At 60.2% G+C, this 19122-nt stretch carries 19 protein-coding genes; 14 read left to right on the top strand and 5 right to left on the bottom strand.

Translation table 11 applies throughout. The features are described 5' to 3' along the window. Positions 1-17: 17 nt before the first annotated feature. From D5261_RS20030 to D5261_RS20000, 7 genes are all read left to right on the top strand, one after another. Positions 18-773, top strand: a complete 756-nt coding sequence (locus D5261_RS20030; protein ID WP_119324060.1) for a hypothetical protein — start codon at positions 18-20, stop codon at positions 771-773. Between the two features lie 30 nt (positions 774-803). Continuing rightward, positions 804-2072, top strand: a complete 1269-nt coding sequence (gene hisS, locus D5261_RS20025) for a histidine--tRNA ligase (protein ID WP_119324061.1) — start codon at positions 804-806, stop codon at positions 2070-2072. 345 nt (positions 2073-2417) lie between these two features. Continuing rightward, entirely contained in the window at positions 2418-2891 is a 474-nt protein-coding gene (locus D5261_RS20020; RefSeq protein ID WP_119324062.1) for an RrF2 family transcriptional regulator, read from the top strand. 41 nt (positions 2892-2932) lie between these two features. Next, a complete protein-coding gene (locus D5261_RS20015) occupies positions 2933-4081 on the top strand; it encodes a cysteine desulfurase family protein (RefSeq protein ID WP_245992647.1) in 1149 nt (382 codons plus the stop codon). A 39-nt stretch (positions 4082-4120) separates the two neighbouring features. Further along, positions 4121-4429 (top strand): hypothetical protein, encoded by a 309-nt coding sequence (locus tag D5261_RS20010; protein ID WP_119324064.1) that lies wholly within the window; start codon positions 4121-4123, stop codon positions 4427-4429. A gap of 48 nt (positions 4430-4477) precedes the next feature. Further along, on the top strand, positions 4478-4870 hold the full coding sequence (locus D5261_RS20005; protein WP_119324065.1) for a HesB/IscA family protein: 393 nt from the start codon (positions 4478-4480) through the stop codon (positions 4868-4870). A 45-nt stretch (positions 4871-4915) separates the two neighbouring features. Continuing rightward, positions 4916-5791, top strand: a complete 876-nt coding sequence (locus tag D5261_RS20000; protein WP_119324066.1) for an SseB family protein — start codon at positions 4916-4918, stop codon at positions 5789-5791. Positions 5792-5850: 59 nt separating this feature from the next. On the opposite strand, the gene D5261_RS19995 is transcribed toward D5261_RS20000, so the two are convergent. The 3 genes from D5261_RS19995 to D5261_RS19985 form a co-directional block, all read right to left on the bottom strand. Beyond that, positions 5851-6837, bottom strand: a complete 987-nt coding sequence (locus tag D5261_RS19995) for a hypothetical protein (protein ID WP_125206257.1) — start codon at positions 6835-6837, stop codon at positions 5851-5853. A gap of 28 nt (positions 6838-6865) precedes the next feature. Continuing rightward, complete coding sequence (locus D5261_RS19990) at positions 6866-8329, bottom strand: hypothetical protein (RefSeq protein ID WP_119324068.1); 1464 nt, start codon at positions 8327-8329, stop codon at positions 6866-6868. A 110-nt stretch (positions 8330-8439) separates the two neighbouring features. Then, positions 8440-11139 (bottom strand): bifunctional diguanylate cyclase/phosphohydrolase, encoded by a 2700-nt coding sequence (locus D5261_RS19985; protein ID WP_119324069.1) that lies wholly within the window; start codon positions 11137-11139, stop codon positions 8440-8442. Positions 11140-11319: 180 nt separating this feature from the next. On the opposite strand from D5261_RS19985, the gene gntF reads away from it, so the two are divergent. Together gntF and D5261_RS19975 are read left to right on the top strand one after the other, a co-directional pair. After that, positions 11320-12096, top strand: coding sequence for a guanitoxin biosynthesis pre-guanitoxin forming N-methyltransferase GntF (gene gntF, locus D5261_RS19980; protein ID WP_119324070.1), 777 nt, complete (start codon positions 11320-11322; stop codon positions 12094-12096). Positions 12097-12122: 26 nt separating this feature from the next. Further along, complete coding sequence (locus D5261_RS19975) at positions 12123-13514, top strand: aldehyde dehydrogenase family protein (RefSeq protein WP_119324071.1); 1392 nt, start codon at positions 12123-12125, stop codon at positions 13512-13514. Positions 13515-13525: 11 nt separating this feature from the next. Here the strand turns inward: D5261_RS19975 and D5261_RS19970 are convergent, their stop codons facing one another. Continuing rightward, positions 13526-14308 (bottom strand): sugar phosphate isomerase/epimerase family protein, encoded by a 783-nt coding sequence (locus D5261_RS19970; RefSeq protein ID WP_119324072.1) that lies wholly within the window; start codon positions 14306-14308, stop codon positions 13526-13528. Between the two features lie 251 nt (positions 14309-14559). Here D5261_RS19970 and phoU point away from each other — a divergent pair, with 251 nt between their 5' ends. The 4 genes from phoU (at position 14560) to proC (ending at position 17358) form a co-directional block, all read left to right on the top strand. Next, a complete protein-coding gene (gene phoU, locus D5261_RS19965) occupies positions 14560-15264 on the top strand; it encodes a phosphate signaling complex protein PhoU (protein ID WP_165864545.1) in 705 nt (234 codons plus the stop codon). Further along, positions 15261-15944: a YggS family pyridoxal phosphate-dependent enzyme gene (locus D5261_RS19960; protein ID WP_119324074.1), complete on the top strand. Its 684-nt coding sequence runs from the start codon at positions 15261-15263 to the stop codon at positions 15942-15944. The genes phoU and D5261_RS19960 overlap by 4 nt, the downstream gene beginning before the upstream one ends. 85 nt (positions 15945-16029) lie before the next feature. Further along, the gene (locus D5261_RS19955) at positions 16030-16530 is read left to right on the top strand and encodes a cell division protein SepF (protein ID WP_119324075.1); all 501 of its coding nucleotides are present in this window, start codon (positions 16030-16032) and stop codon (positions 16528-16530) included. Positions 16531-16542: 12 nt separating this feature from the next. Further along, a complete protein-coding gene (proC, locus tag D5261_RS19950; RefSeq protein ID WP_119324076.1) occupies positions 16543-17358 on the top strand; it encodes a pyrroline-5-carboxylate reductase in 816 nt (271 codons plus the stop codon). A gap of 150 nt (positions 17359-17508) precedes the next feature. On the opposite strand, the gene D5261_RS19945 is transcribed toward proC, so the two are convergent. Then, positions 17509-18384: a PhzF family phenazine biosynthesis protein gene (locus D5261_RS19945; protein ID WP_119324077.1), complete on the bottom strand. Its 876-nt coding sequence runs from the start codon at positions 18382-18384 to the stop codon at positions 17509-17511. A 144-nt stretch (positions 18385-18528) separates the two neighbouring features. Here D5261_RS19945 and D5261_RS19940 point away from each other — a divergent pair, with 144 nt between their 5' ends. After that, complete coding sequence (locus D5261_RS19940) at positions 18529-19119, top strand: TetR/AcrR family transcriptional regulator (protein WP_165864546.1); 591 nt, start codon at positions 18529-18531, stop codon at positions 19117-19119. Positions 19120-19122: the final 3 nt, after the last annotated feature.

Here is a 19122-nt window from a genome sequence, read left to right as displayed (position 1 = left end):
TTCAGGAGAACAATACGATGGCCGAGACCCCAGGGACAAGCAGTTATTTCGCTGCTCTGTCAGAGGAAAACCTCGTCATTACAAAACTGGAGTACGGGGCCGTTTACGAACAGAACAACGTCGTGGCGGCGGCGTGGATACAAGCGGACGCCCATCTCCTATTGGTAGTAAAAGAGAATGATCCTTCGGCTGATCCCTACCAAATTTTACACATTATGAGAAGTGGAGAGGATTGGACGCAAAAGTATAATGAAGTGATCGATTTCGACACAACCTCCGAATGGATGAATATTTCGAGCATCCGTTTGACATATCTCCTTCGCCTTGGAGTCGTGCTTGACGCCCCCGCCTTAGTTGTCCCCGACGCGATTCCGACAAAGCGTTGGTCGCATCGCGGCAATCAGTTCGCCGCTGCTTTTGAAGAAAGCCTCTGGATTTACAATACTGTCACATGCACATCGTCTTATTGGACATTTCCATTTTCAGACGGAGTCGTTCGACATATCAACGATCTAACGTGGTCGTCCAGCGATCGTTGGCTCGCGTGCGAGATTGACCGGCATCTTTCTTCCGATCTCCCTGCCCTGACCTTCATCGACACAGAGGCTCGCCGCATTTACTACTGTCGAGAACGATTCGACGTCATACGCCTCGTGGAATGCGGCCACGATGTCAACGATTACTTCCATGTGGATGGGTGCCTCGCCGCAGAGCCAGAGAAGTGGGCAAGCACGATCATCGATCCGGCAAAGCAAGAGTCCAAGCCGGCCTAAAGCTGTTTAATTTTTTCGGGGTTTCTATTTATGAACGAAAATGCGCTGCCGCCGCGCGGTATGCGGGATATTTTGCCGGCGGAAGCTCGCCTGCGGAAAACAGTGATCCAGCAGATTACGGATGTTTACGAATCTTTCGGCTTTCGCCAGATCGAGACGCCAGCGCTGGAGCTGATTGAGAATTTGGTCGGCGATAAAGGCGGCGAGAACGAGAAGCTGATCTATCGCGTGCTGAAGCGCGGGGAGAAGCTGTCGGAGGCGGCCTTGGACCCGAATCAGCTTTGCGATCTGGGGCTTCGTTTCGATTTGACGGTGCCGCTGAGTCGATATTACGCAAACAATCACGCGGCGCTGCCGCGCGTGTTCAAGTCAATACAGATCGGACCGGTCTGGCGCGCGGAGCGGCCGAAGAAGGGGCGGTTTCGGCAGTTTGTGCAGTGCGATATCGATGTCATCGGGGCGGCTTCCCACATTGCGGAGATTGAGCTGCTTGTCGCCGGCACGCAGGCGCTGCAAGCCATTGGCCTTGGTGAAGTGACCGTTCGTATCAATGATCGGCGCATCCTGGCGGCGCTGTCTGAGTCGCTGGGGTTTCCCGAAGATCGATTTGGAACGTTCTGCATCCTTTTGGATAAGCTTGACAAGATCGGCGCGGATGGCGTGATTCAAGAGCTTCGATCAGCGGAGTTTTTGGCGGAGGGTGTGGATCGCTTGGCGAAGCTTTTCTCCAATCCGGAGCTTAACATTAACGACATACGTGGGGTAATCGAAAGCGCCATCGATCCCGCTATCCTGGATGGTCTGGCGCACATCATCGATTCGGTGCGAGGATCTGTTCCTGCGGGCGTGCGCGTTCAATACGACGCGACGCTTGTTCGCGGCATGGGCTATTACACGGGGCCGATATTTGAAATCGCATATGGCTCGTACGGCTCATCCATTGCGGGCGGCGGCCGTTACGACAATATGATCGGCGCCGCGCTGGGACGTCCCGCGCCGGCCTGCGGGCTCTCCATCGGCTTCGAGCGCGTCATCGAAATCTTGACGGAGCAGAAGGAAGGTGAGGACACGAAATCGCAGCGCCTCGCCCTGCTGGTTCCTGACAGTGCCGACTATGCATCGGCGTTTGGCGCTATGCGTGAGTTCAAGCAAAACGGCTTCGAGCAAGTGTCGATTCTTAACTTGGAGAAGAAGCTGAGCAAACAACTCGATCGCCTTACCGACGAAGGCTTTTCGCACTTCGCGCAGTGGTCGCCGGAGACGCCGACGCCGGAAGCGCGTGTGCTGGGCAAGAAATAAGCCCTCACCCTCGTTCCCTCTCCCGGAGGAGAGGGATGTCCAGGGATCGGACCCAAACGTGGTTCACGTGGTCGACACAATAGTCTTTAGCCCCAACGGGGCGTCATAATTTGAGCCCAGGGCAACGCCCTGGGGATCGGGACTTTCAAGCGAAGCCATGATCGGGCGCTGACCTTTGGACATCCCTCTCCTCCGGGAGAGGGAACGAGGGTGAGGGCCATCTCCGGAACTTCCCGCCCCCATCCCGCGTTTCATCTTGACAGCCGACACCGATGTTCGGTATACTTTTTGTTGATATACGACTTTTTTGGTCGGAGAAAGGGGCAACCCAAAACCGTGTTAAGCATGACGAAACGGGCCGATTATGCGCTGCTGGCGCTTTCTCATCTTGCGGCCGCTTCGGCGGACGATCCCAACCGTTTGATGAATACCAAGGAGATCGCCGAGCAGTATGAGATTCCCGTGGAGCTGCTGGCGAAAATCCTTCAGATCCTCGCCAAACACGGGATGGTCGCCTCGCATCCTGGACCGACCGGCGGATACAAATTGCTGCGCCCGGCGCGCGAGATCAGCGTCGCCGAGGTCGTGACAATTGTCGATGGGCCGTTCTCGCTGCTGCATTGCACCGCCGGCGAAGAGTCGAGCTGCAAGCAGTACAGCCGCTGCACCATCCGCGACCCGCTCGCCACGATCGAGCAGCGTGTGAAGGACCTCCTTGCGGAGATCAGCATCGAAGAGATCAGCGTTCCGGCGCCCGATCCCAAATTTGAAGATTTCTCGACCCGATCGTTCGCGACGGGCATTACCCTCATTTCTTAAAAAGTACTGCGACTAGTGATATGTTGAAGCGACCGATTTACATGGACAACAACGCGACCACGCGAGTGGATCCGCGCGTTTTGGGAGCGATGCTTCCGTACTTCTCCGAGCAGTACGGCAACGCCGCCTCCAACAGTCATACCTTTGGATGGACGGCCGGAGACGCCGTCGATAAGGCGCGGACGCAAGTCGCCGAGCTGATCGGCGCGGATCCGAGCGAGATCATCTTTACATCCGGAGCCACCGAAGCTGATAACCTCGCTCTCAAAGGCGTCGCGGAAGCGTACGCCGAAAAGGGCAACCATATCATCACGACCGCGATCGAGCACAAGGCCGTGCTCGATACGGCGAAGCATCTGGAGCGCGAGGGCAAGTCGGTCACCTATCTGCCCGTCGATCAATACGGCATGATCGACCTCCAGCAGCTAAAGGACTCCATCACCGAGCGGACCATTTTGGTTTCGGCGATGTATGGGAACAATGAGATCGGGACGCTTGACAATATCGATGAGATCGCGGAGATCTGCCATGAGCGCGGCGTGATCTTCCACACCGACGCCACGCAGGCGATCGGCAAGATCCCGATCAATGTCAAGACGCAGAAGATCGATCTGATGTCGCTGACGGCGCATAAGATGTACGGCCCCAAGGGAATCGGCGCGCTGTATGTTCGCCGCAAAGAACCGCGCGTGCGGCTGGCCTTGCAGATGGACGGCGGCGGACACGAGCACGGCATGCGTTCGGGAACGCTCAATGTTCCGGGAATCGTCGGCTTCGGCGAAGCGTGCCAGGTCTGCTCGCAGGAGATGGAGCGGGACCGCGCGCATACCCAGGGCATGCGCGACCGATTGTGGGAGCAGATCCAGGCGACCGTGCCGGATGTCTCGCTCAACGGGCACCCAACACAGCGCCTGTCCAATAACCTGAGCATCGCGATCCGGGGCGTGGACGCCGATGCGCTGCTGGCGAGCCTCTCCGGCGTGGCGCTGTCCACCGGCTCCGCCTGCACCTCCGCTTCCGTCGCGCCGTCTCACGTACTGCTCGCGCTTCCAAACGCCGCGCAGGTGATCGGCAGCTCGATCCGTCTCGGCGTTTCGCGCTTTACCACCAAGGCCGAAGTGGACCAGGTGGCGTCGCTGATCGCGCCGGCCGTCGCCCGCCTTCGAGGCGTCGCCGCCGTCACGCCATAACCGCGCATTTGTCGATGGACATCCCATGAGGGCTCATCTATGTCGACTGAAGAACAGCCAGTATCCGAGTCCGCCGCCGGACCGGTCACCCATTGTCCAACCTGTAATCGCAAGCTGCTGACGCAGACGAGCGCGCTTTGCAACTGGTGCGGCGCCAAGATCAGCGATCCGAACTACCAGGAGCGCGCGGCGCAGACACGCCTTGCCGCCGACGCCACCGAGCGCGCGCGGATCGCGGCGATCATCCAGGAAGAAGGCCGTTACGGCGTTCTCGGGCGGCTGAAGCGGCGGGCCAAGGGCGTCACGGGAGCGCCCCAGGTCGAACCACTCAATCCCAACGAGCTTTGAACATTCCCCATGAGTTCTGACGCCGCGTTTGCGGCGAGAGGTAATACAATGACGACCACTTTGACGGAGCCGACGCTGACGGTTGAGCCGGAGCAAATCATCGAACCGGCCCTGGAATTGACGGAATCCGCGCAAAAGCAGGTATTGCGGGTGCTGGAGCGGAAGAATATCCCCGGCGCGTTTTTGCGGATCGGCGTGCGCGGCGGCGGCTGCTCGGGATTGTCCTATGTGCTGAAACCGGACACCGAGTTCGACGAGTTCGACCGAACCTGGGTGCTGGAGAACGGCGTCCGGGTCGTGGTGGACCGCAAGAGCATCCAATACCTCGCGGGAACGACATTGGATTACAGCATCAAGAACCTTTTGGAAGGCGGATTCCAGTTCCAAAATCCGAACTCCGCCAAGTCCTGCGGGTGCGGCAGCTCATTTACGCCGAAGTAGATCCCATTACGCCACTCCACCCATACGAATAGGAAAATCGTTACTATGAACCAGCCTGATGTTCAAGAAGAGCCGCTGAACAATGTCGAGCTAGAATCGGCGATTCTTGGCCTGCGCATGGCGCTCACGCCGGAAGAAGAAGTGGAGGCGCGGGAGCACTTTCTGACCGTGCTGCGCGACAGCACCCTTTCCGTTCCCACCGTCACCCCCACCCCGACGGCGCCCGATGGAAGCATTCTGCCCAACGCCGACATCACGTTCGTCGTCGCGCAGACGCAAGAAGGCGTCAGCGGCGTTCCCGGCTTTACCACCCTGGGCCAGCTTCGCGGCACCCTGCCGGATGTGCAGAACGGCATGTTCCTGACCGGCGCGCAGCTGGGCGGCATCCTGGGAAACAGCCCGCACAAGCTCTTTGTGGACGGTCCAGAGATGCATGTGGAAGTCAGCCAGGAAGAGCTGGTCTTCATGGCGCAGTCCGCGCAAAAGGTGATTGAGGATCAGCAGGCGGCCGCGAACCACAACGTCCTTCTGGAGCAGGCGATCGCCGAGTTCAAGAACGACGACAGCACCGCCTCGCGCGAAGCGCTGATCAACGCATTCGGCAACGGCTTCTGCCGCCTGCCCGTCGCCACGGAAGCGGACAAGGACACCCCGGTCGTCGTGCTTCGCCTCGGCGATCCAAACCAGCCCGAAACGGTCCAGGAAGTTCCGCTGCTGACCGATCAGGAACTGCTGCTCGCCTTCACCGGCGAAGAAGCCCTGGGCGCCTGGAGCGACGCCGAGCGCAACGTCATCGCCCTCCCAGGCGGAATGATCGCCCAGCTGATCGCCCAGACGGGCGTCGGCGGCGTGGTGATCAACAAGGGCGCGGAAAACTCCGCGACGATCAAAGTCGAGCAAAACCAGCTCGTAGTTGCGTAGGCGTTCGGCCGAGTGACCTACCCTGGCGCTTCGCGCCGGGGTAGGTCGGACTGGCCGTCTTACTTCACCCCAGCCTCCCAGGTAATGTGCGCTTCCACCCACGCGACATGCGCGACGGATGTGGACGAGTATCCTCCATCCAGATAAGCCCACGGCGTCACCTGGCGTCCGACGCCGACGACCGTTGAGCGGAAGTCGCCCTCTTCCTTCGCCTCATCGCTCCAGCTGTAAACGCCGATGTACGGCTTCCATGGTCCCCAGGCGTTGTAAAAAAGCTTGCCGTGCGCGAACCGGAAGTGCAGATTGTCCGGCGTGCGGTAATCGTTATACTCACTGACAAGCTGCCAGGCGTTAAACGTAACCGTGGCGTCGGCGCCGAATCCGCTGTTGTGGTCGGTTCCGAAGGAAAACCCCGCGCCCGTTCCGGCCGAAAGGCCGAAGGTGAGACGTTCGCTGAATTTGCGGCCGACACGCAAATAGCCGTTGGTTGTCCGGCGGTTGTCATTGTAATTCACGGACGCGGCGACTGTATTCGCGCCGTCATCGTACTGGTACATCACGCCTGGACGCGTTTCGTACTCCCACTCCTGCACGCCGAAGGGCACATAATACTTTCCGACCGTGATCGAGCTGCGCCCCAGGCGCTTCTGATAGTACGCCTCCACCGGCTGATCGATAATTCGGTTCTGGGCCCGGTAGAGCTTGCCGATGGAGATCGAGGCTTTCACGGTCTCCGAGTCGCTGGGATCCCAGCGGCCATAAACCACCGAGGGGTAAGCGGAGCCGAAACCGATCCAGGCGCCGTCGTAGAGCGTCCGATTCCCCTGCTGGTCAGAGAGACCCAGATAGGCGTCGATCCCGATCTTCAGCGGCGGCGACTTGGGCGCATCCGCCTGCGGCGGGACGGCGGGAGCCGCCGGCGCCGCGGCGCCGGCGGGAGCTTCGGGAGCGGTTGCTCCCGGGGTCGTGGAGCTGGTCTGCGCGTGAACGCATGGGCCGATTGCGGCAAGGAGCCCGGCCAAGATTGCGGAACGAGTATACGACATGTTTTCTGGATGACGCCTTGTGATGAAATTAAGCCGCGGCAAGCTGGCTTTCGAACGAAGCGGCTCCGGATATCGGAAGAACGCCGGCGCTTTCCAAATGCAGATCCAGAATATATTGTAGCATTCGCAAGTAGTCGACGGGCAGCGTGTAAAGAAACTTCGAGACAGGAAGGCCATGATCCTGGCCGACGATGCCGCGAAGCCCCGTCAGAACGACCTTCTTCTCGTGCCCCAGACCGGAAATCACGTTCTTGAGAGTGCGCTGAAACACGTCGATGGACAGATCTTCCGCTTCGCGCATCTCCACCACCGAGGCGATCAGGTGACGCACGGCGGAAAGCACAAAGGGATGTTCCCCCTGAATGCGTTCGCGAGTCGGCAAATGCAGCTTGACTTCGACATCAAGAAAATTTCGGCTGAAGGCCATCCCGCGCGAAACCAGCTCGCGCTGCGCCGGGTCGAGCGTCTCCGGAGTCAAGAGCCAGACCGGCAATAGCTGCTTGGTGAAGTCTTGTAAGGTAAGACCGGGCATGACTTCGTAGCGCGACGCCGTGGTCAGGATCAGCTCACGCGAGATGTGCAGATCCGACGAAGGCTTTTCGACGAAGAGGCTGCGCAGAGCGCTCGTGGGGAAGGATTCGGCCAGCAAATAGCTGGTGTCGCGATCCTGCTGGACGGTGCCGAAGTGCAGCGGCAGCACGGGCTTGCCGCCGAAGAACTCCAAGCTGAGCGCGCTGGCGACGGCGAAGCTGCCGGCGATCGGCTCCAGATAAGCCTTGCTGAACGGCTCGGCGTCGATATGGAAGTGAGCCCAGCGCGCGGCGCAGTCTAATTTCCAGTTGAGTTTCCCCTTGACCTGCTCAAGCGGCAAGACGCGCTGCGCGGAGCAGCGCTCGCACGACACCTGATAGTCGGTCGCGCTGACACGCGCGATCTGCGTGTCGACGATGACGCCGCAATCCGGGCAGATCGGATGGAACAGCTTTTCCGGATGATAATTCGGGAAGCGATCCGCCAAAAAGCTCAGGATCTCCTCACGGCGCTCCAGCACAAGCTTCACATAGGGATCGTACAGACCGCGCTCGTACAGTTTGGACGTGCTGACCAGTGTCGGATGGCAATCCAGCCGGTGGAGACGGTCGAGCAGGACATGCTCGTAGTGCTCGGCAAACGACGCGTGGCACTCAAAGGGATCCGGCAGGTGCGCGATCGGCGTCCCGCACCAGTGCTCGCATCGCGCCATCAGGCGAGGGTCTTTGTTGACCGCGACGCGCAGCTGGCGATAGTTCAGGGGATCGAGACTGTCGTCGACCAGTAAAGTGAAAACCGTGTGACCGGCTTCCTGCAGCGTCTTCGCCGTTTCGTCCGCCACCAGAAATTCGCGCAGATTGCGTTCGTCTCCCAAATACGCGCACGTTACCCCGGAGGCGATCGTGACAAGCGTTTGTTTCTCGAAATGTGCAAGCGCGCCTAAATACAACGGAGCCTTCATAGATGTTTCTACGTCCTCTCAAACATACCCATTCAGCGACACAGCAAAGGCTCGTTCGACGTTAGAAACTGTGGTAAGCCGAGGACCGTATCCCTTGATCGTCTTTCGTGTTATGCTTTATTGGCGGATTCCGCCGGAAGGATCTCAGCCGCTCCGTTCGTCGGCCGCAGAACCTGTGGAACCCGTTTTGCCGCCGCCCGTAAAAACGCGTTGGCCATCGCCGGATCGAATTGCGTTCCTGAGTTGGCGCGGATCTCTTTCAGAGCCGCTTCCCACTCCAGCCCTTTTCGGTACGGCCGGTCCGTGGTCATGGCGCTGAATGCGTCCGCCACGGCCATAATCCGCCCGAGAAGCGGAGCCGCCTCTCCCGCGAGAGCATCCGGGTAGCCCTGGCCATCCCAGCGCTCATGGTGCGAGTTGACGGCGTCGAGAACAACTTCCATTCCCGGAACCGCCCCCACCATCAGCGCGCCGATTCGCGGGTGCCTCTTCAGAACCTCATACTCTTCCGGTGTGAGACGTCCCGGTTTACGCAGAATTTCGTCGGGAATACCGATCTTCCCAACATCGTGCAGCAGGCCGCCGATCCGCACTACGCGCAGGGTTTCCTCGGAAAGACCAAGCTCCTCGGAGATCCACAAAGCGTATTCGGTGACGTCTTCGGAATGGCGCCGGGTGTAGCGGTCTTTATTGTCCACCGCCGTCACCATGGCGTCGAGGACTTCAAACGAGCTCTCGCGGGACAGCGCCCGCAGGGATCGTTGTTTGTCGCTCGTAGCCATTATTCCACTATCCGTATGTTTTGCCGCATAGAGATTTGCATCGGCAATCGCGACAAGTTCATGGCGCGTTTTACTGTCTTCCGGGAAGCCGGCGACCCCGTAACTGAGGCTGACGGGGATCGTTCGCTCCTCGCCGATCCGCTGGAATCCCTCATGCAGCATGCGCTCGCGCAGCATGTCCGTCATCTCGACAGCCTGCCGGACGGTGGTGTTCGGAGCGACCAGCAAAAACTCGTCGCCGCCGTATCGGCCCAAGTATCCAAAGCCTTCGCACGCCACGGCCAGGGACTCCGCCACGGACTTCAGAATCTGATCGCCGATGGGATGCCCATAGGTATCGTTGAATAGCTTGAAGTTATTCAGGTCCATCATCACGATCGACAGCGGCGTCTGATCCTGTTCCGCGCTTTCCACCTCCACATGCAGCCGCTGATGGATCGCGCGGTGGTTAAGCAGCCCCGTCATCGGATCTCGGTCCGCGGCCTCCAGCGCGGCGCCATACATGCGCGCGTTCTCCAGAGCGCTTCCAACTTCAAGGCCGATGCTTTCGAGCATCGCGGCGTCCGTCGGACTGACGCCCTCCGACCAGCGGATCACGCCGATCATCCCAAGACAGCGCTCCCGCCAGCAAAGGGGAGCGCGCAGGCATGTTCCAGATCGGAAGCTCTTCGCGCGATCGTCCATCACCGTAACGGCCTCGAATTGGGCGCGCAGCGGCAGAGAGCGAAGCGTCTCCAGAAGCTCCGGACGCTCCTCCAAGCCGCTCCAGCGCACCAGTCTTAGCCCCGAGGGATTCTCTTTCGACGCCTCCTCGTCCATGAGCCAGACCAGGATCGCATCGCCGTTCAGCGCCCTCAGCGTGTGCTGCTCCGCGACCTGCATCACCTCGCCCGCCTTCAGACTCGTGTTCACCGCCTTCGTCAATTGGTGAAGCGCGGTCATCTGCTGCGTCCGCTTGGTCACGATCCGTTCGAGATCGTCGTTGAAGGAGCGGAGCTGATGGGTGAGATGGGTGTTTTCCAGCAGAGTGAACATCTGCCGCACGATGACAAGAAGCATCAGGCCGAACCCCGTCGCGAGCGTGGAGACGCCGACGGCCTTTTCGGTCTGGAAGTCGTGCAGCGCGACAAATACGAATGAGAGGACGGCGACAAGGTATGGTATAAGGACTTTGATCGGGCTGCCGCCGCCGGAGGAGCGCCCGGAGCCCGCCAGCGCTTCCTGGCTCGCCGCCGGCACAGGCCACCAGTGCGCGAACATCGCGCCCAGACCGATCAAGGTGAAGCCGTACGCCCAGCCAGGATCGATCCAGCTGCCCGTATGGTACGAATTGACGAGAACTTGATATCCCCAAATACTGTCCGTAAAGGCGATCATGGAGACCCCAAGCGTCAAAACGCCGATGGAGCGACGCAGGCCGGGATTGGAAGAGGTTGAGCTGAAGAGAATGATCGCGCAGAAAAGCACCGCGATATCGAACAAAGGATACGCCGCCCCGAGCGCCTTCGCCCAAAGCGTGATGCCGGTTTGTTTCAATGACTGCTGAATGAGAAAATGCCAGCTGAGGATGCCGAAACCGCTTGCCGCGATGGCTCCGTCAAGCATCTGGCGCAGACGTCCGATGATATGGATGCTGCCGAAAAGCAGGATGACGCCGACGATCAAAAAGGGATAGCACAGGAGATAGGCGTAGTCGGCGCTGCTGGGAAACGGCGCATCGATCTTACGCACGAGCTCCAAATACGACCAGAGCACCCCGCCGACGCCGTACGATGCGCAGGCGACTCCAATCAGCAGCCAGCCGATGCGGCGGGCGGCAATCGGGTGAAAGCCGCGCCAGACATAGGTCAGGCAGCACGCGCTGGCGAAGAACGGAGCAATCGTCTGAAAGATATCAGAAAAGGCCTTGTAGGTCTTGGCGGAGCACGGGTGGACGATCAGCATGAACAGAAAGATCGCCACATAAGCAATGGCGCCTTTCACGACTACCTTTTGAGCCGCCGTCCAGTCCTTGGATAAATTCAGCATTGTTTGCGTGCAATCTCGACAAGAGTGTCGCAGGTCCAAACACGGTCGGACTATTACTGAGTATTGGCCAAAATCCGGAATTCTTTAGTGCGTCCTAATCTTATTATACTTGAAAAGGGCGAACGCGGATCTCAATATAGTAATGGAAGCAAAACATACATATTAGGAGAAACCAGAAATATGATTACGGAAACGGAAAAAGTCGTATATTCGGACTACAGCGATTGGAAACCGGAAGATTATCTGACGGAATACTATTCGGAGCTCATGCCCGACGAGCAGTTCGCCATGGAATTTTTGGCCGATTGGGCGGACAAAACGCCGTATGCGCCGATCGCCGTGGAGTTCGGCTGCGGCCCGACCGTTCACCACCTGTTCCCTATCGCGCACGTTGCCGGCGAGATCCATATGGCGGAGTACCTCGCCTCGAACCGTCAGGCGGTTCAAGACTGGGTCGATCGAAAAGCAAGCGCGCACAACTGGGATGAGTTCGCCAAGGAAACGCTGCGGCTGCGCGGTGAGGATTCCCCCACTCCGGCGCAGATCGAGCGCGTGCAGGACGACGCGCGCCAGCGCATTACCGCGATCATTCCCGGCAACGCCTTCGACACGGACCCGCTCGGCCCGGCGCGCCGTGGATCTTATCCCCTGGTAATGAGCCACTACTGCGCCGAGGCGGCGTCCACCGACATCGGCAAGTGGTACGACAGCATGCGCAATATTTTGAGCCTGGCGGCTCCCGGCGGAACGGTCATTCTATCCGCGTGCGGCGCGGCGAACTACTATTGCGTCGGGGGGCGAAACTTCCCCTGCGCCGGCGTAACGCCCAGCGATATGCTGAAGTCGCTGATGGATAACGGCTTCGGCGATCTCGACCTTCGCATTCGCCTTGTGCCGGCGCATACCGAACAAGGCTACAGCAGCGTGATCTTTGCGCGCGCCGTCCGCCGAGCTTAACACGACCCCAAAGAGGCGCGCGATTTATGACATTGACTTCCACGCGGGCAGGCAAGGGCGAGGCGTATTCGGCGGCCTCGACGCTGGACGGAAGCGTCCTGCATCAAACGACGATGCTCTCCCCCGATCAGCTGACGGAGCTCGCCAGCGCTCCCGCTCCCATCGACAGCATCTACCGGAGCTCCGATACACTGGGAGCGTTTCTGGGTCGTCTCGCGGACCAGCTGGACCGGCGGCGCGAGCCGCTGCTTCATGCGATGCGCCATGAGACCGGCTTCATCTCCCGCGACTGCGAGGAGGTTTTTGAGGGGGTAACCGCGCTGCTGCGCGGCTTTTGCGCCAATGACGAACAACGCGCCGGCGTTCCGCCCGGCGAATATCGGAACGGCGGGCGGGCGATCCAGCTCTCCAGCGCGCCGTGGGGCGCAGTCGCGGTGATCCTGCCGCAAAATGCGTTCCTTTATCTGGCGGCGACCTGTCTCGCAAGCGCACTGGCGGCGGGAAACCGAGTCGCGCTGCGCGCCCCCAGCCAGTCCGCATTGTCGGCTATGCTTTTGGAGGACGCGATCCGTGAAGCGGGAATCGCCGAGGAGATGGCGACGGTCGTGACGGCGAAGTCCAAGGAGTTCGTCAGCGCGTTTCAAGAATCCGAGCAGCCCGGCCTGATCCACTATATGGGCAGTTCACGCCACGCTCCGGCCATTCTGGCCGATACGTTCCAGGCAGGCAAGGCGTCGCTGATTGACGGCGACGGAAACGTCATCGCCTATATCGGCCAGAGCATCGCGCCGGAGGACGCGGCGGCCCTGCTGACGCAGGGAGCCGTCCGCTACAATGGCCAGACCTGTACGTCGGTCAACGGCGCAATTATCCACCCGGCGCGGTACGACGCCGTCCGTGGCGCTCTGCTGCGGCGCTGGCGATCGCTGACATGGGGCGACACGATCGCCAGCCCCGACGTCTCGGTCGGTCCCCTGCTCTCCCAGGACCAGGCGCATTGGTGCGAGCAGCAGATCGCGCAAAGCGGCGGGACGGTTTTGAGCGGCGGCAAAAGCCACGGCAATATCCTCGAACCGACCCTGCTCGAATCGCCCGAGCCAAACTCCGGCCTGGTCCGCGAAGGTCTCTTCGGGCCGGCGCTTTGGATCGCCTCCGGCGACGCCGAGCAGTTTACCCAAATGTGGCGCGGGAATAAGTATCCGTTATGCGCCGCCGTCATCGGCGCGCTTGAGCCCACGGAGTGGTGGCTGAGCCGTTTGCCAGGCGCCGCGCGGCTGGTGATCGACGGCGACCCCAGCATCGAAGATATCTTCGAGCCCTGGGGGGGATATCTTGGCAGCGGCGCCAATCCGGTGAGCGATTGGAAGTCTAAGTATCGACGCACGCTGCAAATCGACATACCTGTCTCGCGCCGATAACTTACCGGCGATTACGCGCTGTCCCACGCCTGCGCCACCACGGCCTGGGACCGCGCGCCCTGTTCGACGATGCTCTCCCACAGCCCTTCCACGGAAATTCGCCGATCGTAACCGGCCCGCTTGAGAACCCGGAAATAGTCCGTCAGCAGCGTCAGGTCGTCGCCGTTCGGCGCGCGCCGGTCCTCGCCGCCGCAGACATGGACGTGTTTGAGCAGATCCCGCGCCTCGTACGTTTCTTCATACGACTGATCCTCCATCAAAATATGATAGATATCGCTGACGATGCCGATGTGCGGCCCGCCGCAGCGCCGGGCGAAATCGGCGGCCTCCGCGACGCTGTTCACAAAGTTGCATTCCCCGGTATTGAGCGCCTCAATCGCGAGGTCGACTCCAAACTGCTCCGCCGCAGCCGCGCAGAGTTTGAGAACGCCGTCGAACTGGCGCTCCGCCTCCGCGCGCGAAAATCCGTCGGGAATGCCCCGCGCCGCGCCGCTGCCCAGAACCAGGACTTCCGCCCCGACCAGGCTCGCCCGCCGGAACGCCTCATGGACGTAATGCTCCAGGCGCGGTTGATCGACGGCTTCGCCGATGATTTTCAGATCGCCGGGCAGAAACATGTTGAACGATGGGGTAGGCGTCCCCGCCGCGCTCGAAACACGCTGCAACACCGGCAGAACATCGGCGTCCAATTTGTCCGGATTCAGGGCGCTGCTCACGCCTGGCTCCAGGTAATCAAATCCGGCGCGCGCCACCGCCGCCGCGTCGTCCAATCCCGCACAAACGCCAAATTTCATCACGCCTCCTTGATCAACTCTGTCTAGTGATTGATGAATAACTTGAACATCGGAGTTATACAGCCCGGATGCCCGTTTGCTTGAAGCAATTCACACTCACGCGCAATTATGCACAATTCCTCAGCAAATAATTATGCAGAATTGCTTGTCAAACGTCCTTTGCTATGATATAATAGCACATCGTCCCTTCTGGAGCCATGGCGAGCGGCCATACTCGATCGGATCGGCGCCAAAGGGTCAGGATTCGCGGCATGCAAACGACCAGACAGACCTACCACGAAGAACTCGGCGGCTTGGAACGCCTTTTACTGCAAATGGGTACGCTCGCAATCGATATGGTGACCGAAGCCGTCGAGTCGCTCAAGCATGGCGACCTGGCGCTCTCCGAAAAAGTGATTGCGAATGACGACGTCGTCGATGGGATGGATCAGCAGATCGAAGCCCTTTGCATGCGCCTGCTCGCGCTGCAGCAGCCGATGGCGAAGGATCTGCGCAAGATCGGCACCGCGATGAAGGTCATTACGGACCTGGAGCGGATCGGCGACCACGCCGTGGATATCGCCAAGATCTCGCGCAAGATGGTCCACCAGTTTTTCATCTCGAAGCCGCTGGTCGATGTCAGCGCGCTCGGCGAGATGACCACCAGCATGCTGCGCAACAGTCTCGAAGCGCTGGTCCGGCACGATACGAATTTGGCGAAGCAGATCTGCGTGGACGACGACCGGGTGGACGACGAGTTCAAAGCGCTGCGCGAACAGCTGCTCAGTCCCCAGCGTGAGGACATCTCGCGCACGGCGGCGTCGGCCTACATGCTGCTGGCGGTGGTCGCGCTGGAGCGGATCGCCGATCACGCGACGAATATCGCGGAGCGCGTTTATTATATTGAAACCGGTCACATGGAGCATCTCGCGCGGGCGCACCGCTTGGAAGGCGGCGCGCCGCCGAGCGGCGAATGAGCGCGATTGCTGAGAACGTGGCCGCCCTCCGGGAGAAGATCGACGCAGCCGCTCGCCGCGCCGGACGCTCGCCGGAAGAGATCACGCTGGTGGGAGTTTCGAAGCGCCAGGACATCGCGGCCGTCCAAGAGGCGATCGCCGCCGGGATCGCGCACATCGGTGAAAACTATGTTCAGGAAGCCGCCGGCAAACGATTGGCGGCGCGTGAACGCGGCCTTCATGAAGCGCGCTGGCATTTGATCGGCCACTTGCAGCGCAACAAAGCGCGCGAAGCGGTGGAGATTTTCGACTCCGTGCAGACAGTGGACAGCGTCAAACTCGCGCAGGCGCTCGCGCGGCAGGCCGCGCTGCAAAACCGTACGCTGGACGTTCTGGTCGAAGTGCATTTGGGCGAGGAAGAAACGAAATCGGGCGTCGCCCCGGAACAAGCCGTCGATTTTGCCGCCGAAGTTGGAGCAATTGACGGGCTTGCGCTCCAGGGATTGATGGCGATCGCGCCGTTTGGGATCGATCCACGGCCCTATTTTCGACAGCTGCGCGGATTGTTCGACACGCTTCCGGAACAGCATCGCCAAGTGCTGTCGATGGGGATGTCGTCCGATTACGAGACAGCAATCGAAGAAGGAACCACCATGGTTCGGATCGGTACGGCAATTTTCGGAGCCCGGGTTACGCAATAATTCACATTCACAATCACTCTGAGATCGACCAGGACAGAGCAGCAATTCAAAAGACAGAGCAACGATTAAACGGAGGAGCAACATCATGAGCCAGCATGCCGAAGCGGAAGAATTCGAAAACGCCAGACCTCGCAATGGTTTCATGCGATTCTTTGATCGCGCGATGGGACACGACGATTATCATGACGAGGATGAGGACGATGCGGTGGAAGCGCCCGCCGCATCGAGCGCCGCCGCACGCACCGGGGGCTCCGTCAGCCCATTACGCCGTCAAACAACCCTGCGCATGGACCAGGCTCGCCGCACGCATGTCACCGTGCGCCGCGCCGTGCAGAGCTTCGACGACGCCCGCCGCGCCGCCGACGGCCTGAAAGAAGGCCAGCAGCAGATCGTCAACCTGGAGCAAACTCCGGGCGATATGGCCGAGCGAATCATCGATTTCCTCAATGGATCGACATATGCGCTGGACGGAAGCGTCGAAAAGATCGGCGAACAGGTATACTTATTCACGCCGAGCACAGTCACAATCGACGTGGAAGACAAACCGGCGCCCGGGACAAGAACATCGTTTCTCGACCGGTCTTAACAGACACCTTTTATGCTTCGTGAAAAAACCCTCGCAGTCATCGGTTCCGGAATGATGGGCGGCGCTCTCGCCTGCGGCTTAACGCAGGCGGGGGCGATGCTCCCAGAAAATATCACCCTTTTTGACACAGACCAAGAGAAAGCCAGCCAGCTTGCCGCAAAAGTCGGCGCGGGCGCTCGCGTCTCGGATTCCGTCACAAACGCCGTTGCCGGCGTCGATCTGATCCTCCTGGCGGTCAAGCCCGCCGTTGTCTCCCAGGTTCTCAACAGCCTCACGCAGACGATCCAGCCAAACCAGCTGGTTCTGTCCATCGCCGCCGGGATCCGCCTGGACACGATGGAAATGCATGTCGCCGCCGGCGTTCCCATCGTCCGCGCCATGCCGAACACCCCGTGCCTGGTGGGTGAAGGCGCCACCGCAGTTTGCCTTGGAACCAACGCCACTCAGGATCACCTGAAGATCGCCCTCAGCCTCTTCTCCGCCGTCGGATTGACCGTGGAAGTCACCGAACGCTTGATGGACGCCGTCACCGGCGTCTCCGGCTCCGGCCCCGCCTACGTCTATCTGATGATTGAAGCCCTGACTGACGGCGGCGTCAAAGCCGGCCTTACCCGCGCCACCGCCCGCGCCCTCGCCGCCCAAACCGTAATGGGCTCGGCCAAGATGGTGCTGGAAACCGGCGAACACCCCATGCAGCTCAAAGACAACGTCACCACCCCCGGCGGCACCACCATCGCCGGAGTCGCCGCCCTAGAGCGCGGCGGCTTCCGCATCGCCGTGATCGACGCCGTGGAAGCCGCCGCCAAACGCGCGGGCGAACTGTCCTGAGCCCTCCACCCCCAATGTAAGATGCCCCTACTCATAGGGATAACGAAAGCGCCGGCATCGTGTTATTGGGTGGCATGCCACCGGTGAAAATTGCCGAACAAAAGCCTTCCTCCATGAAGACCCAGTATGGAGCCCGGGAGGCATCCTATCCTACAATTCCCCGCGCACGATAATCGTCCCCTGCCCGCTCACGCGCACGCTTTCCCCATCGCATTCCACGCGCACGTGTCCCGTCCGTACGTTGATGTTTCCCTGCCAAATGGAGATTACGCCAGGCTCTACAAGCTTGCGCGCCGTAAGATAAGCGCCAAACGCGCCGCTGGCCGAGCCAGTTACCGGGTCCTCCGGCAGGCCCGCGCCTGGGCAAAAGCAGCGCGTGCGGATCGCTTCCGTTTCCGGCGCAAGGTCGGAGAGCGCCCAGCAGTAGAGGCCGACGGGGCTGCCGGGTAGAGCGGCGAGATACTCCGCAAGGCGGCTGGTTCCCTCGCCCAGCGCGTTCAGCGCCGCGCGGTCTTTGACGGATGCAATGAGGAACGGCGTTCCGGTCGAAACGACCTGCGGGGACGCGCCATTCAAAACCTCGGCGTCAATTTCCAGTGCGTCGGCAAGGCCGCGCGCGTCCACGATTTCCCCAAACCATGGCTTCGCCTGCGACATTTGAATCCAGCCGGCTGCGAGGTGGCGCAGCTCCAATACGCCAACATCCGTGGAGATACGCAGCGCCCCACCCTCCGGCAGTTCGCCTTTATGCGCGAGGACGGAGCCAAGCGCGATCGTATCGTGACCGCAGAGCGGAATGCGTGTGACGCCGGTGTAGTACGCCACAGCATAATCACAGTCGGCGTTGCCCGAGGGAGCGGCGAATGCGCTCTCCAATTGCAACTCGCCGGCGATCCGCCGCATCGTCTCTTCCGCAGGAAGCGCCCGCGTCAAAATCACGCCGGCGGGATTGCCCTGAAACCGCTCGGACGTAAACGAGTCCACATGGTAATATTCAGAAACGCCATGCCCCAAATCCAGAGTCATCGTTGATCCCCCTCTTCTTTCCGTAACTCCACGAAAAAACTTTGTATAAAATTTATGATACCAGCTTGACAAGCGCGTTCGGGCAGGGGTATATAAATGACCAGAGTAGTATTCCAGTCATCAGTCAGTAGGAGCGTGGTAGTTATGGCGCGTGTACAGCAGGCCGATATCCGGCACAAAATCCTTGAAGCGGCGTCCGAACGGCTTTGGCATTACGGCTTCAAAAAGACGACCATCGACGAAATCGCCGCCGACGCCGGTGTCGGCAAGGGGACTGTATATCTTTACTTCGACAGCAAGGAAGATATCGCCCTGACGATCGTCGCGCAGTTCAAAGAAACAAGTTTGGGTAAGATGCAGGGGGTCGTTCAAAACAGTGAAATGACGCCGGCGGAGAAACTCAAGGAGATGCTGATTCTGCCGATGGTGGACACGCACCACATCTGCACGCAATCTCCCCATACGCAGGAGATGGTGGCCGCCGTGCGTCCCCATATGCAGGCCCGGATGCGGCCGTACATCGAGCAGGAGCGTGAGCTGATCGCCGAGGTGCTGGAGGAAGGGAACCGCAAAGGCGTTTTTGACGTTCCGGACACAGCGACCGCGGCGCGTTCCCTCAAATATATGGTGGCCGGATTCTGGCCCCCGTTCCCCTGCGTTACTGAGCTGGAAGAGAAAAAGCATGAGATGGGGTTGATTGTCGACCTCGTCGTGCGAGGATTGCGCAAGCGTTAATAG

This window comes from Capsulimonas corticalis (assembly GCF_003574315.2).
Taxonomy (GTDB): domain Bacteria; phylum Armatimonadota; class Armatimonadia; order Armatimonadales; family Capsulimonadaceae; genus Capsulimonas; species Capsulimonas corticalis.
This window is presented reverse-complemented; position numbering and strand designations above follow the sequence as displayed.